14 protein-coding genes and 1 tRNA gene are annotated in these 15,790 nt (G+C 46.7%); 8 read left to right on the forward strand and 7 right to left on the reverse strand.

Annotated features, from left to right (window positions below; translation table 11 throughout):
* The first annotated feature begins 242 nt into the window (after positions 1–242).
* Together Q1A23_RS04720 and Q1A23_RS04725 are read left to right on the forward strand one after the other, a co-directional pair.
* The gene (locus tag Q1A23_RS04720) at positions 243–815 is read left to right on the forward strand and encodes a helix-turn-helix domain-containing protein (RefSeq protein WP_299820217.1); all 573 of its coding nucleotides are present in this window, start codon (positions 243–245) and stop codon (positions 813–815) included.
* A 174-nt stretch (positions 816–989) separates the two neighbouring features.
* The gene (locus Q1A23_RS04725) at positions 990–1,592 is read left to right on the forward strand and encodes a short chain dehydrogenase (protein WP_299820220.1); all 603 of its coding nucleotides are present in this window, start codon (positions 990–992) and stop codon (positions 1,590–1,592) included.
* Between the two features lie 89 nt (positions 1,593–1,681).
* On the opposite strand, the gene Q1A23_RS04730 is transcribed toward Q1A23_RS04725, so the two are convergent.
* Entirely contained in the window at positions 1,682–2,740 is a 1,059-nt protein-coding gene (locus Q1A23_RS04730) for an SIR2 family protein (RefSeq protein ID WP_299820223.1), read from the reverse strand.
* Between the two features lie 529 nt (positions 2,741–3,269).
* On the opposite strand from Q1A23_RS04730, the gene Q1A23_RS04735 reads away from it, so the two are divergent.
* The 3 genes from Q1A23_RS04735 to Q1A23_RS04745 all read left to right on the forward strand — a co-directional run bounded on the left by Q1A23_RS04735 (position 3,270) and on the right by Q1A23_RS04745 (position 5,946).
* A complete protein-coding gene (locus Q1A23_RS04735) occupies positions 3,270–4,508 on the forward strand; it encodes a hypothetical protein (protein WP_299820226.1) in 1,239 nt (412 codons plus the stop codon).
* Positions 4,509–4,591: 83 nt separating this feature from the next.
* Positions 4,592–4,990 carry a DoxX family protein gene (locus Q1A23_RS04740; RefSeq protein ID WP_299820229.1) on the forward strand — a complete coding sequence of 133 codons (399 nt, stop codon included), beginning with the start codon at positions 4,592–4,594 and terminating at the stop codon, positions 4,988–4,990.
* Positions 4,991–5,055: 65 nt separating this feature from the next.
* The gene (locus tag Q1A23_RS04745; protein ID WP_299820232.1) at positions 5,056–5,946 is read left to right on the forward strand and encodes a cation diffusion facilitator family transporter; all 891 of its coding nucleotides are present in this window, start codon (positions 5,056–5,058) and stop codon (positions 5,944–5,946) included.
* Between the two features lie 425 nt (positions 5,947–6,371).
* Here the strand turns inward: Q1A23_RS04745 and Q1A23_RS04750 are convergent, their stop codons facing one another.
* The 4 genes from Q1A23_RS04750 to Q1A23_RS04765 form a co-directional block, all read right to left on the reverse strand.
* Positions 6,372–7,298, reverse strand: a complete 927-nt coding sequence (locus Q1A23_RS04750) for an MBL fold metallo-hydrolase (protein WP_299820235.1) — start codon at positions 7,296–7,298, stop codon at positions 6,372–6,374.
* A gap of 106 nt (positions 7,299–7,404) precedes the next feature.
* A complete protein-coding gene (locus Q1A23_RS04755) occupies positions 7,405–8,307 on the reverse strand; it encodes a helix-turn-helix domain-containing protein (protein WP_299820238.1) in 903 nt (300 codons plus the stop codon).
* Between the two features lie 98 nt (positions 8,308–8,405).
* Entirely contained in the window at positions 8,406–9,692 is a 1,287-nt protein-coding gene (locus tag Q1A23_RS04760) for a multicopper oxidase family protein (RefSeq protein WP_299820241.1), read from the reverse strand.
* A gap of 108 nt (positions 9,693–9,800) precedes the next feature.
* A complete protein-coding gene (locus Q1A23_RS04765) occupies positions 9,801–10,769 on the reverse strand; it encodes a D-2-hydroxyacid dehydrogenase family protein (RefSeq protein ID WP_299820244.1) in 969 nt (322 codons plus the stop codon).
* A gap of 1,492 nt (positions 10,770–12,261) precedes the next feature.
* Between Q1A23_RS04765 and Q1A23_RS04770 the strand changes: the two genes are divergently transcribed.
* Both Q1A23_RS04770 and Q1A23_RS04775 read left to right on the forward strand, forming a co-directional pair.
* A complete protein-coding gene (locus tag Q1A23_RS04770; RefSeq protein ID WP_299820246.1) occupies positions 12,262–13,200 on the forward strand; it encodes a hypothetical protein in 939 nt (312 codons plus the stop codon).
* Positions 13,201–13,342: 142 nt separating this feature from the next.
* Positions 13,343–13,789 carry a hypothetical protein gene (locus Q1A23_RS04775; protein ID WP_299820249.1) on the forward strand — a complete coding sequence of 149 codons (447 nt, stop codon included), beginning with the start codon at positions 13,343–13,345 and terminating at the stop codon, positions 13,787–13,789.
* A 1-nt stretch (position 13,790) separates the two neighbouring features.
* On the opposite strand, the gene Q1A23_RS04780 is transcribed toward Q1A23_RS04775, so the two are convergent.
* Positions 13,791–14,063, reverse strand: coding sequence for a hypothetical protein (locus tag Q1A23_RS04780; protein WP_299820252.1), 273 nt, complete (start codon positions 14,061–14,063; stop codon positions 13,791–13,793).
* Between Q1A23_RS04780 and Q1A23_RS19580 the strand changes: the two genes are divergently transcribed.
* The gene (locus Q1A23_RS19580) at positions 13,975–15,588 is read left to right on the forward strand and encodes a recombinase family protein (RefSeq protein ID WP_363322027.1); all 1,614 of its coding nucleotides are present in this window, start codon (positions 13,975–13,977) and stop codon (positions 15,586–15,588) included. The two genes, Q1A23_RS04780 and Q1A23_RS19580, sit on opposite strands and share 89 nt — an antisense overlap.
* On the opposite strand, the gene Q1A23_RS04785 is transcribed toward Q1A23_RS19580, so the two are convergent.
* A tRNA-Glu gene (locus Q1A23_RS04785) sits at positions 15,551–15,622 on the reverse strand. The genes Q1A23_RS19580 and Q1A23_RS04785 overlap by 38 nt on opposite strands.
* Positions 15,623–15,790 lie beyond the last annotated feature (168 nt).

Consider the following 15,790-nt stretch of genomic DNA (forward strand, 5'->3'; position numbering starts at 1 on the left):
TGAGAGATTTTTATTAATTGTCTGAGACTCAAAAAGTATTTTTTGTGCTACTCCTGTTGTACAGGCACAAAGATCTCTTGTTAGTGCTCCGGACTCAATAGACAAACAGGTACTTCTCTTGCACAAATGTACAGCTCTCTGCGGCGTGTTTTTAGCAAAACAGAAAATCTGTAAATCAAACAGAAGATGATGTAATAGTTGGCCGCCGAAGACCTGCTATGTTTGCTGCACAAAATATACCTATGGAACATATAAAGATCTTTATCAAAAACATGGTGTGCGACCGCTGCAAGCGCGTGGTGGAGCAGGAACTGACAAAGCTGGGCTATAGCGTGCAGCAGGTAGAATTAGGCGAAGCTGAACTGGAAGCCAATACTATAAATTTAGAAGACGTGCGACAGGTGCTGGCCGTAAATGGTTTTGAATTGCTGGACGACCGCAAGGTACTCTTAATAGAGCAGGTAAAACTGGCCGTGATTGAGCTGATACACCAGCAGGGCGAAGCAGGCATGCACCTGAACATGTCGGATTATCTGGCTAAGAAACTGGGTATAGATTACCACACACTCAGCACCTTGTTCTCGGCTACCGAAGGCGTAACGATAGAAAAATATGTGATCCTGCAGCGCATCGAGAAGGTGAAGGAACTGCTGGTATACAATGAGCTAAGCCTGAAAGAGATTGCCTATGAACTGGGCTATAGTAGTGTGGCGCATCTCTCGAACCAGTTTAAGAAAGTAACCGGCCTTACCGCCAGTCATTTTAAAGAAATTAAGACCAGCAAGCGCAAAACTATAGATAAAGTAATAGATTGAGTAACTATAGTTGAAAGGAGAGAAGCCGGTAATATACTTGTGTTACCGGCTTCATTAATCATGGTAGGTGCGCCTGTGCTATTCAAATTATGCAACACGAAGCTATAGTTGTGTAACAGGTGTGGCTGCGTAAGTTGCGTCCTTTGCAGGTATAAACTATACTATACCAAAACTATGAAGATCATTTTAGTAGGTGCCACCGGCACCATTGGCCGCCATCTGCAGCAGGCACTCGCCTCAAAGCACCACCTGATAACCGCCAGCCGCCACAACGCAGATATAAAACTGGACATTACGCAGCCCGACAGCATCTGGGAAATGTTCGAGACAGTAGGTAAGTTTGATGCACTGGTTTCGGCAACAGGGCACGGCATATTTGCCAGCTTACCCGACCTGCGCACCGACGACTTTTACGAAGGCATTAAAAGCAAACTGATGGGGCAGATAAACCTGGTACTGATAGGCCAACACTACATAAACCCCGGCGGCTCCTTTACCTTAACATCCGGCATCCTGGCCGACGAGCCCATACGCGGCGGCACTTCGCTGAGCATGATCAACAGCGCCCTGCACGGCTTTACCATGGCTGCCGCTACCGAACTGGAAAACGGCGTGCGCCTGAACACAATAAGTCCCGGCCTGGTAGAGGATTCCGTTGCAACTATAGGTGCCAGCTTCCCCGGCCACAACCCTGTACCCATGCCTCGCGTGGTAAATGCCTACATCAAAAGTTTAGAAAGTGCGCTGACGGGGCAGGTACTAAAGGTGTATGGGTAAACTATAGTTGGGGAGAAAAGAAACCGCCACGCAGGGTTTAGGTTGTGTGGCGGGTTGTAATTCACATCTTGAAGATTTATAATTAATATTTATTTTATTTTTGAGGAAGGGGAGTGCTGTATGATTTCATCTATAAGATTTATCAGGCCATTTATTGAAGTTATATGTTTAGTAGTGCGTTCAAAAACTTCATAGTTAAGTTGCTGATTAATCTCCTTTTTTACCTCTGAAGGAGTTCTAGAACATACATAGATTGACTTGTTTTCAGCATTAAACTTATTCTTAATTATTTTTTTCAAGTGAGGCTCGTTTTTCATTGAATTCCCAAGAATTATAAGCTTATCAGCTGATTCTAAAGCCTCTTGTAAAGCCAAAAAATACCTATTTAAGACAGGGTTCCTATTTATTAATTCTTCTTTTTGATAGGGATTATTAAAAATGATAACAGGATCACCGTTTATTGCATCCTTTGGAGTTTTATATGTATTACCGAATTTCTTTTCAAAACGATAAGAACCATGGATGTGTAAAACTCGAAGGTCACTTTTTAAATTATCTTCATATAATTTAAAATAGCCTGGAACATCATAAGTTCTTCCAAATCCATCTGCACCTAGAAAGCCTCTCTGCGAGCTTTTAGTCAATAGGGTATCAAAAATACCGTCATAGTTTGTTGTAAAAATGTCACAGGATGTTATAGAATTTTTATCTAACAAATTCTTGAATGAATCTCCAAAGTAAGGGAAGATTCGCTTTAAATCTTTATAACCTTCAGATGTTTCATGTTGTCTAAATTCTTCTGCTATTTCTTTAATTTTATCTATTAATAGAAAATTAAAAGTATGTTTTATCCTTTCAATTTCTTCTTTCCCTATTACTTTTTCAAAAGCTTCTATACTAGAAAAGAAGTCAAGGACAGCATAAATCATTCTTATTAGTTCTTCTTCATTTACTGAGGGATACCCTTTCTTTAACTCATGGAACAGTAAATCGAACTTTTTCCATAAAGAAGAAATTGATTTTATTCTATCACTTAGTTCATCTTTTGACGAATGGAGTCTTGCCGGCAACTCTAATTCATCTGTATTTCTAATTATTGATTCGATTAAATAATTAAATCCGTTTCCAATAATAAAAGCTATTTTCATGGTTAAAGGTTGTGTTGGTAAAATTTTAGATATTATTTAAAAAGTAAAATAAATAAATAAAGCTCATTGGGAAAATTAAATGAGTATATATAAATCTAAGCGTTATGTATTATAGACGATAAAATCCTACAACTCTCACCCAAAATCCTGTAACAGCACTGCCGACCACGCACCCTACCTTTGGCATGTTCATCAATATAAAACTATAAGAACATGAGAGAGTTAAAATTCAAAACTACTACCAACTTAAATCTCTGTTGAACTATAGCCGGCTTAAACAGTTTGCTACGGTTCGCAGAATTGTGCAGCAAAACTGCTGTTTTGTGCATTGAGCTATAGCTGGCAACTATAGACTTTTGCACCGCTGCAACAAAAACCGGTCTTTTCGCACAGCGCTACTGGCAAACCTCCGGAACAAAGGAGCACTGCCAGTAAAATAACAGTCATCCAGAACTATAAAACCTCAAACTATAGCTGCCCCTGAAAAGGCGGCCAGCTAGCTTATTTTCTAAATTTTACAGATAGACCTATGAAAAAAATAGTACGCACCTTTTTAAGTGCAGCTGCCATCAGTATGCTGCTAATCCAACAGGCAAATGCCCAGATAGACCTGAACTTTCCGGCCTCTCTAAAGCCCGATACCACCCAGGCGGGCAAGCCCTATTTCAGATCAGGCATAAACGGTATCATCACGGCATCGGGCTTTGTGCAGGACGGCACGTTTGGCATGGGAGATGGTGCCATTACCATGTGGGCGAACCCGAAACAGCCTACCCAGGACGAGTACCAGTTCGGTGGCGACCTGCGCAAGACTTGGCTCATCTTTAAAGGTACAGCCTACAACCTGCCGCATGGCATCACGGCCACTGGTCGCGCCGAGCTGGACTTTTTAGGGGGAACGGCGGGCATAGGAGGCTTTGCTGACGAGAACCTGCTGCCGCGTGTACGCCTTGCCTACGTGGAAGTGCAGAAAGGACAGACCCGGGTGCGCCTGGGCCAGAACTGGACCCCGATGGTAGCGCATTTTCCTAATTCCGTAACACACTTCGCGATGGGTTATGGTTCGGCAGGTGGCATCGGTTTCCGTAATCCCGGCCTGTTTTTGTACCAGGGCCTGAGCAGTCCGGAAGCTGCTACCAGAGTGCGCCTGGATGTGGCTGTTTTCCGCGGCTCCTGGATCGGTCCGAAAGCGGAAGCCGACGGTCGTGATGAAGGCGAGATTGGCGTGCCGCAGACAGAACTTGGCCTGAACATCAGTAACCAAACCAGGCCGCTGAAATGGGAAATAAACATAGCCGGCCACTACGACCGCAAACGCCTGGTGCAGGGCGATACACGCAGCAACCTGGCTGGCAAAGCCGTACAGGCAGGTACCAAGCTAACTTATGGCGGCGCAACGCTGCAGGGCAATGCCTATTGGGGCCGCGCCATCGGCCAGAGTTGGGGCCAGTTGCTGCAGTTCGGCGACATAGAAGGCTACGGTGCCTGGGGACAGGCGGGTTATAAGTTCGGTAAGCACCTCAGCGCCTGGGTAATGTATGGACAGGATAACCCAAATGATACGGATGTGCTGGCAGCAGTACCCGGCAATGCCCGCCTGAAGAACGAGATCATTGTGCCCATGCTTCGCTATGATGCAGGACCGCTGGGTATAGCCCTGGAGTGGTATCGCGCCAACACCGACTGGCGACTGCTGGAGAACGGACAGGAAATCTACAAAACCACATCCGCTAACCAATTGGCGCTGGGCGCACAGTTTGTGTTCTAACCTTGCAAAATTCTGATGAGCATCCAGCATCAAAACCATTCATAATTCACTCAATCACTCAGTCAAAATTAAATTCAGAAACTATGAAAAATTCATCTGTTAAAACCTTTGTACTTATCTCCCGCATCCTGATCGGAGTTACATTCCTGATAGCCGGACTGCATAAAGCGCTGTTCTGGGATGGCCCTGCCATGTGGATGGCCTCTAAAGGATTGCCGTTTGTGCCGCTGCTGTTAGGTGCAGCTATGGTTACAGAACTGGCAGGTGCCTTGCTGCTGTTTGCCGGTTTCAGGGTAAAGCAAGTTGCTATCGCTCTAATCCTACTGCTATTGCCCATGACGCTGTTTATGCACACGTTCTGGAACATGGAAGGTATGATGCAGCAAACGGCTGTCATGGACTTCATTCAAAACATCGCCATTATGGGTGGACTGGTAGCACTGGCTGTAGTAGCGCATCTTTCATCCAAGCAATCCAATTAAAACGAAATAAAACAGTAACAGCAGCCGTGCTTCGGATTACCGGGCACGGCTTTAACTATAATACTATGGGACATCATCACCATCATCACGGGCATCACCACCACGCGACCGGTAACATCCGGTTTGCCTTTTTCCTGAACCTGGGCTTTGCTATCGTAGAGCTGATCGGGGGCTTTTTTGTGAACAGCGTTGCCATTATGAGCGATGCGCTGCACGACTTCGGCGATGCCTTTACCCTGGGCGTAAGCTATTTTCTGCAGCGCAAATCAGAACAGCAAGGCAACGAGCGCTATACCTATGGCTACAAACGCTATTCGGTGGCAGGCGCACTTTTGACATCACTTATCCTGATTACTGGCTCTGTGTTTGTGCTTTCAGAAGCTACCGAAAGATTACTAAGCCCCGAAATGCCTGACCCTTATGGCATGTTGCTTTTTGCTATAGTTGGGCTGGGCGTAAACGGAGCGGCCTTCTTCAGGCTGCGTGGCGGGCATAACCTGAACCAACGGGCTGTGTCGCTGCACATGCTCGAAGATTTGCTGGGCTGGGCCGCCGTGCTGGTAGCCAGTGTGGTGTTGCTGTTCTTCGAGTGGCCGTGGCTCGATGCGCTGCTCTCAATCGGGATTGCCTTGTTTATGCTGGTGAATGCGGTAAAAGGGGCCTGGGCTGCTTTAAAAGTGCTGCTACAGGAAAACCCACTGGCAACAGAGCTGGATGCTGTAAAGGCGCAGGTGCTTTCTGTTACGAATGTGCAGGATGTGCATCAGCTTAAAGTATGGTCGTTGGATGGGGAGCATCACATATTGTCGGCGCATGTGGTGGTGGAATCTGTAAAAGAGCCAACTGCCATGGCCGCCCTGAAGCAGGAGATACGCAACACCTTAAAACCCTTTGCCATAACTGATGCCACTTTAGAACTGGAGCACGCTGGCGAACGCTGTACAATGAACTCATAAACCTGTTCTTTAAAAAGCAGAAAGCCGTTACTATCCAGTAGCGGCTTTCTGCTTTTTGACCATACCGCAAGTTTAGCGTAAGCGTAACTAACAATGGGGCCAGTTTCCCCGAAATTCTTCGGGACAAGGTAACTGGCTTTCTGCGCCAGCAGAAACTATAGTTTACGGAAAGCTATAGTTGGGAAGAGCTATAGTTGTGGTATTTGTTATAGCGCGGGCACCCTCGCTCGTGTGGGCTATAGTTTGGTCTTCCCGCCCAGTTGGATAACAGGTCTAACTTTATAGATAAGTCACGGATCGCAGATTCGCGCCATCTCAGCTCTATGGATCAACTAAAGTTCTATAGTTACGGCTATAGTTTGTATTGCTTTTTCAAAGCAAAGCCAGTTGCAAACCGGCTCGCACAAGCCACCACATAATTTTACTTACCCTTCAAAGATCTTCAGGTAGCGCTTCACCGATCTTCTGAAAGCATCCTTTGCGCCTGTAGCTATAAGCTGCCCGTCAAAAGCACCGTGAATGGTGTCAAATTCCAGCGGCTCTACGCGGTTGCGGATCTGCTCGATGGCTTTTTTAGGGAGTGGCACCAGGTTGGGGTAACTATACATCATCGAAACATGCCGGCGGTCGCGGGCAACGTACAGGGTATCGCCGGTGAGCAGGGTGCCGTTGCCGTGGTGGGGCAGGTGCATAACGGTACTTCCATCAAAATGCCCGCCTGTGTGCACAACTTTCATCCCGTCCCATAGTTGTAATTCGTTGCCTTCCCATAGTTGTAGGTGCTTGCTTTTGTCCTGTATCCATTGTTTGTCGAGGTGGTGCAGGTAAATGGGGCAGTTAAAGGCGGCAGCCCATTCGGCCATTAAACTATAGTAGTGCGGGTGCGAAATGGCAATGGCTTTTATGCCACCCAACGCCTTGATGTAGGTTATAGTCTGCTCGTCGAGGTAAGGAATACAGTCCCACAGCACGTTGCCATTTTTCGATAGTACCAGGAGCGCTTTCTGGCCGATGGCAAAATCAGGGGTGATCTTCAGCTCATATAGGTTCTCCTGCAACTTAGTGATCTTTATGCTGTGCTCTTTTGCCAAACTGTTGTAGCTGAGCCAGGTTTGGCCGCCATCACCTACGTACTGGCGCTCGTCGGTGCAGATAGGGCAGGTGTCGGTAGCGGTTTTGGCAGTGGCGTAACGGGTGCCGCAGGTAGCGCAGATGTTTTTTTGCTGCGGCTCGCGGACAGTTATTTTTACTGGCTTGACACTGCTGCCCGAAAAGAAGTGGTGCGCAGGGCCGGGCAGGAGCAAAAGCGACGAGCCCAGCAGCGAATTTTTCAGAAATGATTTACGATTCATAATATGCTGTTTTACGAGGTAAAACGTTGTTTAACAGCACAAATGTCTATAGTTAAGTGGCTGGCTTCAATGGACAAAGCGTCGCTTGTCCTGCACTTACAGGAGCCTAACTTACGGGTTCCAGCTCTTTGCTCCGGAAGGCCAGGGGAGAAGCGCCGCTGTTTTTGGTGAAGAAGCGGGTAAAGTAGGCGGCATCTTCAAAACCCAGCTGTGCCGCTATTTCTTTTACTGATAACTGGCCGTGGTGCAGCAGGCGTTTTGCTTCCAGCATCAGTCGTTCTTTTATCAGCTGGCTCACATTCTTGCCGGCATACTTGTGCGTGATTTCGTTCAGGGTGCGGGGTGTCAGCGAAAGGGCATCGGCATAATCCTGTACAGCGTGTTGTCGCTGGTAGCATTCTTCTAACAGTTGCTTAAAGGTACGGTAAGTCAGGTAACGCGGTTCGGGTACAGGTTGTGTTATAGTTTGCGTGTGCACATCCTTCAGCTTATAAACCTGCAGCAAAAATATCTTCAGGTAAGAGGCAATGATCACTTCCGATAGGTCAGTTGGCTGCTTGTACTCCTGCAGCATTTTCTGCATCAGGTCATCGAGTAAAGCTACCGCGGTAGCATCCAGGTGCAGTACAGGCTGCACGTTTATGTTATCGAAAATGCCATACTTCAGCAACAGGTTCTCGGCACCCGCTTCCACGGCAAACACCGACTCGTTGAATTTGAGTACAAAGCCTTTGGTAGGGCCATCTTTCCGGATCTGGTGAATGTGGCTGGGCTGCAGCAAAAACAGGCAGGGCCCTTTAAATTCATACGGCTGAAAGTCGATGGTATGCAGGCCGCTTCCTTCGGTAATCCAGATGATCTCATAGTAAGTATGGCGGTGGGGTGCTACACGTCGAAGCCCTGCATCAGGCGCATCCTGGTACGAAGCAATGTAAAAGTCGCGGAATTTGCTTTTGGTAAAGCTTTCTGCTTCGGTGAAAACAGGAATAGGAATGCTTGCCTTGGCCATAGTTTTATGTGTTAGATGCGGAGTTGGTAAAGATAAAGAAGCTATAGTTAAATCTATAGTTTATGGTCAGTACAGATTATAGTGGTTTTTAACTTCCGTTACGTCACCTGCAGGTTTCCCATCATGCCCAGGTCCTCGTGCTCCAAAATGTGGCAGTGGTACATCACGCTGCCTTTAAAGGTTGTAAAAGGGATTGCAATGCGTACGGTGCTGTTTGCCGGTACATTCACCACATCTTTCCAGGCTCTGAAAGGGGCTGACACACCATTTATACTTACCACCTGAAATGGAAAAGTATGCAGGTGGAACGGGTGATCCATCATCATCGGGTTCACAATATCCCATACTTCTAATGTATCAACTTTAGCTGTCAGATCGGTGCGATGTTGGTCGAAAAGTTTGCCGTTTATGGTAAACTGCAGTGGCTGCATACTTGCCCCAAAAGTTATCGTTTTACGGCCTGTTGCAGTGGCCAAGTCAAGGGGTGGAACCTCTACAAGTTTAGGTGGTAAACTAACAGCTTTAGGGTGTCCGGTAACAGTAAATTTTGCCAGTAGCAAACCTTCTTCGGGTGTGTCTGTACTTGGGCCAACAGGAGTGCGTTTGTAAGGCAGGTTGAGCAGTTGCAGCTCTTCCGCCTGCGTGACTTCCACTAAAAGATCGGCTCTTTCGCCGGGCGTAAGCAGCAGCGCATCCAGCGCAACGGGAGCTTCCAAGAATCCGCCATCCATACCTATTACCTGTAGTTTTTTCCCGGAAACTTGCAGGTTATAGTAGCGGGCAGATGATGCGTTAACAATGCGCAACCGGAGCAGTCCGGTTGGTACACTAAACACTGGTTGCTGTTCGTCATTTACCAGCACCAGTTCCCCTTCTTTTCCTTTGCCCCAGTCCATACCTTTATGTGGCGCAACTTTACCGTTTTGCAGGGTAATGTCGTGCAGCACCAATACTTTTTCGGTAGCAGAAGCGATAGGCTCCATAGCATCCACAGCCCCACGAATGATGATCGGTCCTGACAGTCCTTCAAATAATTGGCGGGTAACTTTTCTGTGGGCATGTGGGTGGTACCAATACATGCCGGCACTGCCCGGCTGTGCTTCAAAAGTATAGCTCAGCGACTGGCCCGGCTTTACCACCTGGTGCGGCTTGTCAACTTCCGGCGCCATAAAGATGCCGTGCAGGTGCAGGTTGCTTGGCTCGTTCAGTTTGTTTATAAAATTAACAGTAACCACATCACCTTCCTGCACTTCCAGCAGCGGCCCCGGAAAGCTGCCGTTGTAGGTTAACACTTCGGCCTGCTGTCCGGCTATAGTTGTGGTCAGTGGCTGTGCCGTCAGGTTAAATGTGCATGTTGGTTTGTCTGGGTGTAGAGGCATGTTCATAGTTTTATGATGTAGCGTTTAACAGGAGCAAAACTATAGACCAGCACCGCTTCAAGCGTTACAAGATTTGCTTAAAACATTATAGATTTTTCAGGTGAACTGGCTGGTTTACCTTCCCAGCACTTCAGGGTTGGCTATTTTTACAGGTGTACCACTGGCAAAGGCAGTAACGTTTTCAAATGCCTTGCGGAAGTATAGTTCATAGCTGTGTTGCTCCACGTAACCCAGGTGCGGCGTACAGATCACATTTGGCAATTGCAGCAGTGGATAATCTTTATCGTAGATAGGCTCTGTTTCATACACATCTACGGCAGCAAAGCCGGGTCTGCCTAGTCTAAGCGCATGCAACAGCGCACCTTCTTCTATCAGTTCTGCCCGGCTGGAATTTACCAGCACCGCATTCGGTTTCATTAAGCCTAAATCTGATGCTGTAACAATACTTCTGGTGCTATTCGCTAAGCGCAGGTGCAATGTTACCACGTCAGCTTTGGAAAAGAACGCTGCTTTGCTCTCAGCTATTAATAAGCCATCTTGCAGGGCCTGCGTACGGGAGTTTTTACTGCCCCAAACCATCACTTTAGCACCAAAGGCTATGGCGTAGTCAGCCATACGTTTACCTATCTTTCCATAGCCCCAGATGCCAATCAGTCTTCCGTGAATGGTGCTACCGATGTTGGTTTGCCACTGTCCGGCTTTCATGGCTTCTATGGCCTGTGGTACCTGCCTTACTGCATTCATGATCAGGAGCCAGGCCAGCTCTGCCGGAGCTACTGGGGAGCCAATGCCTTCGGTAACTGCAATATTATGCCTGGTGCATGCCGCCAAATCTAAATGATTTGAGATTTTACCGGTCTGGCTGATAAGCTTCAGTTTAGGCAACTGCGCGACCAGTTCTTCGGTAATGGCTGTTCGTTCACGCGTTAGTACCAGAGCATCGGCATTTTTAAAGCGTGCAACCATAGTTGAGATGTCCTTAACCGTATCGTTATAGATAGTAACCTGATGGTCTTTCAGCAGCTGAAAACATGGCAGGGAACGAATAACATTCTGGTAATCGGCAGGAATGATGATGTGCATTAGAAAGATAATTGTATGCCTGCAAAACTCTGTTTTATGTAGGAAAAGCGCAACGGACAAATGAGTATATTATTTGGACAAACAGGTATGCTCTATAGGAGGCGCTGATTCTGTTTCCAGCTGAGTCAAGCTTTTGAGACGCATGTCGATTGTAGAGCAGATTACGATACTACGCTTTTTAGAGAAGTCTACTAGTGGGATGGGAGCGAGGCTATAGTTAGGTTTGTAGTTGGTGCTGGCTTGAGAAAGTGCAAGTGAGTAGAGCTGTGATTTTTAGGATCTTTAAGAAACTAGTAAAAAGTGCGATATCAGCCATGAAACTGATGGCTAAAAACAGGATTAAAGCAGGAGTACAGAAAGGCACGATTTAGTGCCGGAAACCGTAGAAAATGCTTACTCCGAACTGCGGAAATTTGTGCATTCATGTCCTTCAGTCAATAACCGGATATTTTGCGGTAAAACATGTATAGTCCGTATGCGGAAATAGCCCCATTTACCCCTTAAAACTATGCCGCGGAATTAACTAACTTGCGGAACTAAAAATGCGCGCAGAAAAGCGTGTAACTTTTTGTAACAGGCTTTCCGGCTACGGAAAAATGTTCCGCAACTAAACGTGATCCTACCTGTTGCGGAAAGTTCCGACGAACAATCTTTTTCGCCATCGGTTTCCGTCTGCGGAGTAATCAATTCTACGGGAATTCCGGGCACTACATTCAGATTATTTCTCCGCTAAATTACCGTTTTTGCTCCGGCTAAACTTGTGGTAGGTTTTGTAACTGTTTCCGTTGTACTTTTTTGTGAATTTGAACTGCACAATTATAAAGCCACATGAAAAGTGCAGAATACTTGTTTTTCAAGCTTTTTTGCGGAAACACGGAAACTGCTGTTTTTGCCAATTTTCCGTTGTTAAAAAATAGTTGTAACTCATTGTAATATCGTTAGTTGCGTCAGTTTATTACTGCTCATTTTAGCTGTTGCTCCGGAAGTGTGGTGCGGACAGTGATTTTACTTATTCCGCACGATCTTTCTGAAGATTATTGTTTCCGGCCTATTTCCGCATGTAAAAACACCTGCTCCGGTTGCTCATTTCGCATGTTTTCGGCAGCTTAAAAAGTGAGTGTAACTAATTGTGCGTACGTAACTTAGCTGTCCGCAAACTTTCCGCAAAGACGCTGATTTTAACAGCTCTTACGGAAACTACACGGTCTACTGCAAAACCCGCATCTCCGGCTCGTCTTTTCCGTTTCCGCAATCTGTAATAACACTTCTAATATCGCGCCTGCGAGCGCATGATGCGCCCGTACATGCGTGCACGCGAGATCCGTTTTCAAGTTTTTTGAAGTTAACACTTTGCTTACCTTACCTGCTGTTTCAACAACTGAACTGGCTTAAGAAAATATTTTATCCTGAAATAAAACAAATATTACAAAGTTGTTGTATAGTGTATTTTAAATATTACCTTTGGGTAAAATACAGTATTTAGATACCCAAGATGGAAGAGACAGAACTACCGGAAACAAGCACAGATGATTTTGCTTTGCAGCTGGACCTGCAGGAAATGGAGCAGCTACCCGAGCTGTATGAAAAGCTGCGCGAGCCAATTTTTTCGTTAAAGCAGACGGGTATAGCGCCTAAACTCTACGTGGACTGGAAGAAAGCCGGACTAGCCCCCAAGACCGAAGAGCAGGCCTGGACTAAGCTCAGTTTTCTGGAGTACCTGTGGCTCAAGATGGCCAAAGAACTGCGCGAATTGGGGCTGCCGCTGGCACGGGTAAAAGCCTTGCGGGATTACCTGATGAATGTACAGGAAATACCTGCTGATGCGCTTACGCCGGAAATGATCGCAAAGCTCCGAGAAGAGTTGATCAAATCGATGCCTGCTAAACAAGCTGAAGCACTGATCGAAGAATACCGCAATGGGCAGGTACAAGCGGCCCAGGCAAACTATGGCATTCAATTTTCGCTGCTCGAAACACTGGTGTATGCTGCCCTGTACCGCAAGCAGGAAGCAGGTATTCTGATCTTTCCGACAGGCGATCTGGTGCCGTGGCTGGATGAGATGCAGGGCATAGGACCAGAAGGGCAGGTGCTACTGTCAAGAACGCATGTGTTTTTATCTATTACCCAGCACCTGGCGGCTTTTATCCTGGATGCAGACAAAGCCGATTACATTCCGCGACTCTCGCTGCTAAGTGAAGAAGAGTTGCAGGTAGTGCGGGCTATCCGCAACAAAAGCTTCCGGCAGGTCACCATCACCTTTGATGAAAAGCGACAGATCACGTTGCGCACCACCTCAGATGGTATGCTGGATGAACGAATGTCAAAGCAACTGATCGAAACGCTGGCGCTGAAGAACTACCAGTCGGTTGAATTAGAAAATCGCGGTGGTTCAAAGCTCAGGTTTACCAAAGAGCACCGTCGCAGGATTTAGTGCTTAGTACCTTCTTACAGTAGTTTACTCTTGCGGGACGCTGATCCGGTAGGAGCCCAGGGTAGCGGTTACCCCGCCCCCTAACGTAGTAGCCCGCCCTGGTACTGGTCGCCCCGGACTTGTGGCACTGGCATACATAACAGTGAAAACCATAACTAAAACTCAACAACAGAAAAGCAAACGAACAAACAGTAATCAAAATCAAAAGTTAAATCAAGTACAGGCTAAGCGAAAAGAAAGCGCTGCTAAAGTTGTAGAACTTGAAGATTCGGCAGAGCAGTTCAGGGAGTATGATAGCTACTATAAGCAGCTCTCGGAAGAAGTAGAAACAATAGAGCGCCATGTGCGCGAGCTGAGGCAAACACCGGGGTTGGAGCACTTAACTGAAACTGAAGCACAGGCACAGGTAGATTTTATGCTGCGCTATAGCGCCTGGATCTTTAACCAGCACTCAGAAGAGCAGTTGAGAACAACTATAGCTGATTTAGATGATCCTGATGTAATGGCAGTTGAATCAGCAGATGTAGTGAAAGTACAAAAGCGATTAGCTAGAGTAACAAAAAAAGTAACAAAGTCCCTTACCCGTTAACCTAAATAAACATGAAAAAGCAAACCACTGCAGCCGTGCTTGAAGTAGCTAAAGCTGCACCTAAATCAAATAAAGTAGCTAAAGCACCCAAGACGACAGCTACAAACTCTTCTTCGAAAGCTAAAACGAAGGTTGCTGCAACTAAGCCTGCGACAGCTAAAAAGCCAGCAGTACTTCGGGCTACGATGGGGAAAGGAAGTGAGCTGAGCATCTTTGCACGGCCACTGCAGAAAGGCAGCAAGAAAGCTGCGCCGCGGGGTAAGGTGGCTATCATTTACACGCGTGTATCAACTAAAGAGCAGGCTGTAACCAATCAGAGCCTTTCGACGCAGTTAGAACGCTGTACAGCTTATGCGGAGCGCCACGGCTACCAGGTTGTTGGCAAATTTGGTGGCACGTATGAAAGCGCTAAATCAGACGAGCGCAAGGAATTTCAGAAAATGCTCGAGTTTGTAAAGAAAAGCAAGCTGCGGGTGGGTTATATCATTGTCTACTCGCACGACCGCTTTTCCCGTACGGGCTCTTCGGCCATCGGCATCGTCGATGAATTGAACCGCATGGGCATAGCCGTCGTGGCTGTTACGCAACCCGTAGATACCATGACAGCATCGGGTAAACTGCAGCAGGGCATTCAGTTTCTCTTCTCTCAGTTTGATAATGACCTACGCCGGGAAAAGTGCATGACAGGCATGGAAGCGCGCGTGCGGCGTGGGTTGTGGGTAGGGAAAGTGCCGATGGGGTATGATAAAGTGATCGTAGGAAAAGAAGTAATTCTAAAACCCAACAAGACTGGTAAACTCATCCGTCTGGCTTTTCAACTGAAAGCAGAGCAGGGGCTATCAAATACAGACATCATCAAGCGCCTGAAAGCACAAGGGTTGGTACTCTACAACCAAACCATCACAAAACTCTTTAAAAACCCCTTCTACTGCGGTTTAATAAGCCATGGCTTACTCGATGATGGGGAAGTGGTAGAAGGGCAGCACGAGCCTTTAATCACGCGCCAGCTGTTTTTAAAGGTCAATGGCTTGCAGGCGCAGAACGCGCATGGCTATACGCAGGTCAAAGAAGACGAAGAATTGCCCCTACGCCATCATATCAAGTGCGGTAGCTGTCGAAAGCCGCTCACGGGCTATGAGATGAAGAAAAAGCAGATCCATTACTACAAGTGCAACACCATCGGCTGCAAGCTCAACCGCAATGCTTCAAAGCTGCATAACCTGTACGAAGGCTTTTTATCTGAACTTGAAGTAGACCCACGCTATCTGCCTAAGCTGGCTGAAATCATGGAAGAGACTTACTACAAGTTAACAGAAGAAAGCCGTAGCGAAGAAAAGCGGTTGCAGACCCAGCACACGGAGCTGAAAAAGAGATTGGATGTACTAGAGCGGCGTTATGCGTTTGGTGAAATCGAGAAAGATCTGTTCACAAAGTATAGCTCTGAGCTGAAGACAGAGCTGCTGGAAATCGAGCAGAATCTGGAAAAGTGCGCGCCAGCGTTATCGAACCCAAAAGAGTTCATCAAAATAGGCCTGGAAAAAGCGGTAACTATCTCAGAATCATGGGGTAAAGCTTCTGTGCAATCAAGAAAGCAACTGCAAGCGATGATGTTCCCGGATGGGGTGTATTATGACCGTGAAATGGAAGGTTATCGAACCCAAAGAGTAAATGGCTTTTTTGCCCTTTCCAGCCAGATACAGCAGTTTTTGGAGCAAAAAGAAAAAGGGAAAAGCGATCAAAATAATCACTTTTCCCTTCCAGTAGCCCGTAGGGGAATCGAACCCCTGTTACCAGAATGAAAATCTGGCGTCCTAACCCCTAGACGAACGGGCCGTTCTGTCTAATTGTGGTGCAAATATACGGCTCTTTTAATTCATGCAAAATTTTAAGGCATATTTTTTTTAACATATTACGTAAGGGGCTAGGAACCAGCGTGGAAAAAATTATTGGTTTTACACTATGGTAATCGTAACTTCGCACCAATAAATCAAAACTCTCAAA

It is taken from the genome of uncultured Pontibacter sp., assembly GCF_947492645.1.
GTDB lineage: Bacteria > Bacteroidota > Bacteroidia > Cytophagales > Hymenobacteraceae > Pontibacter.

Coding starts and splice junctions, on each gene's coding strand:
- Q1A23_RS04720 (WP_299820217.1), top strand. CDS start 243: ATGGAACATATAAAGATCTTTATCAAAAACATGGTGTGCGACCGCTGC.
- Q1A23_RS04725 (WP_299820220.1), top strand. CDS start 990: ATGAAGATCATTTTAGTAGGTGCCACCGGCACCATTGGCCGCCATCTG.
- Q1A23_RS04730 (WP_299820223.1), bottom strand. CDS start 2,740: ATGAAAATAGCTTTTATTATTGGAAACGGATTTAATTATTTAATCGAA.
- Q1A23_RS04735 (WP_299820226.1), top strand. CDS start 3,270: ATGAAAAAAATAGTACGCACCTTTTTAAGTGCAGCTGCCATCAGTATG.
- Q1A23_RS04740 (WP_299820229.1), top strand. CDS start 4,592: ATGAAAAATTCATCTGTTAAAACCTTTGTACTTATCTCCCGCATCCTG.
- Q1A23_RS04745 (WP_299820232.1), top strand. CDS start 5,056: ATGGGACATCATCACCATCATCACGGGCATCACCACCACGCGACCGGT.
- Q1A23_RS04750 (WP_299820235.1), bottom strand. CDS start 7,298: ATGAATCGTAAATCATTTCTGAAAAATTCGCTGCTGGGCTCGTCGCTT.
- Q1A23_RS04755 (WP_299820238.1), bottom strand. CDS start 8,307: ATGGCCAAGGCAAGCATTCCTATTCCTGTTTTCACCGAAGCAGAAAGC.
- Q1A23_RS04760 (WP_299820241.1), bottom strand. CDS start 9,692: ATGAACATGCCTCTACACCCAGACAAACCAACATGCACATTTAACCTG.
- Q1A23_RS04765 (WP_299820244.1), bottom strand. CDS start 10,769: ATGCACATCATCATTCCTGCCGATTACCAGAATGTTATTCGTTCCCTG.
- Q1A23_RS04770 (WP_299820246.1), top strand. CDS start 12,262: ATGGAAGAGACAGAACTACCGGAAACAAGCACAGATGATTTTGCTTTG.
- Q1A23_RS19580 (WP_363322027.1), top strand. CDS start 13,975: ATGGGGAAAGGAAGTGAGCTGAGCATCTTTGCACGGCCACTGCAGAAA.
- Q1A23_RS04780 (WP_299820252.1), bottom strand. CDS start 14,063: ATGATAGCCACCTTACCCCGCGGCGCAGCTTTCTTGCTGCCTTTCTGC.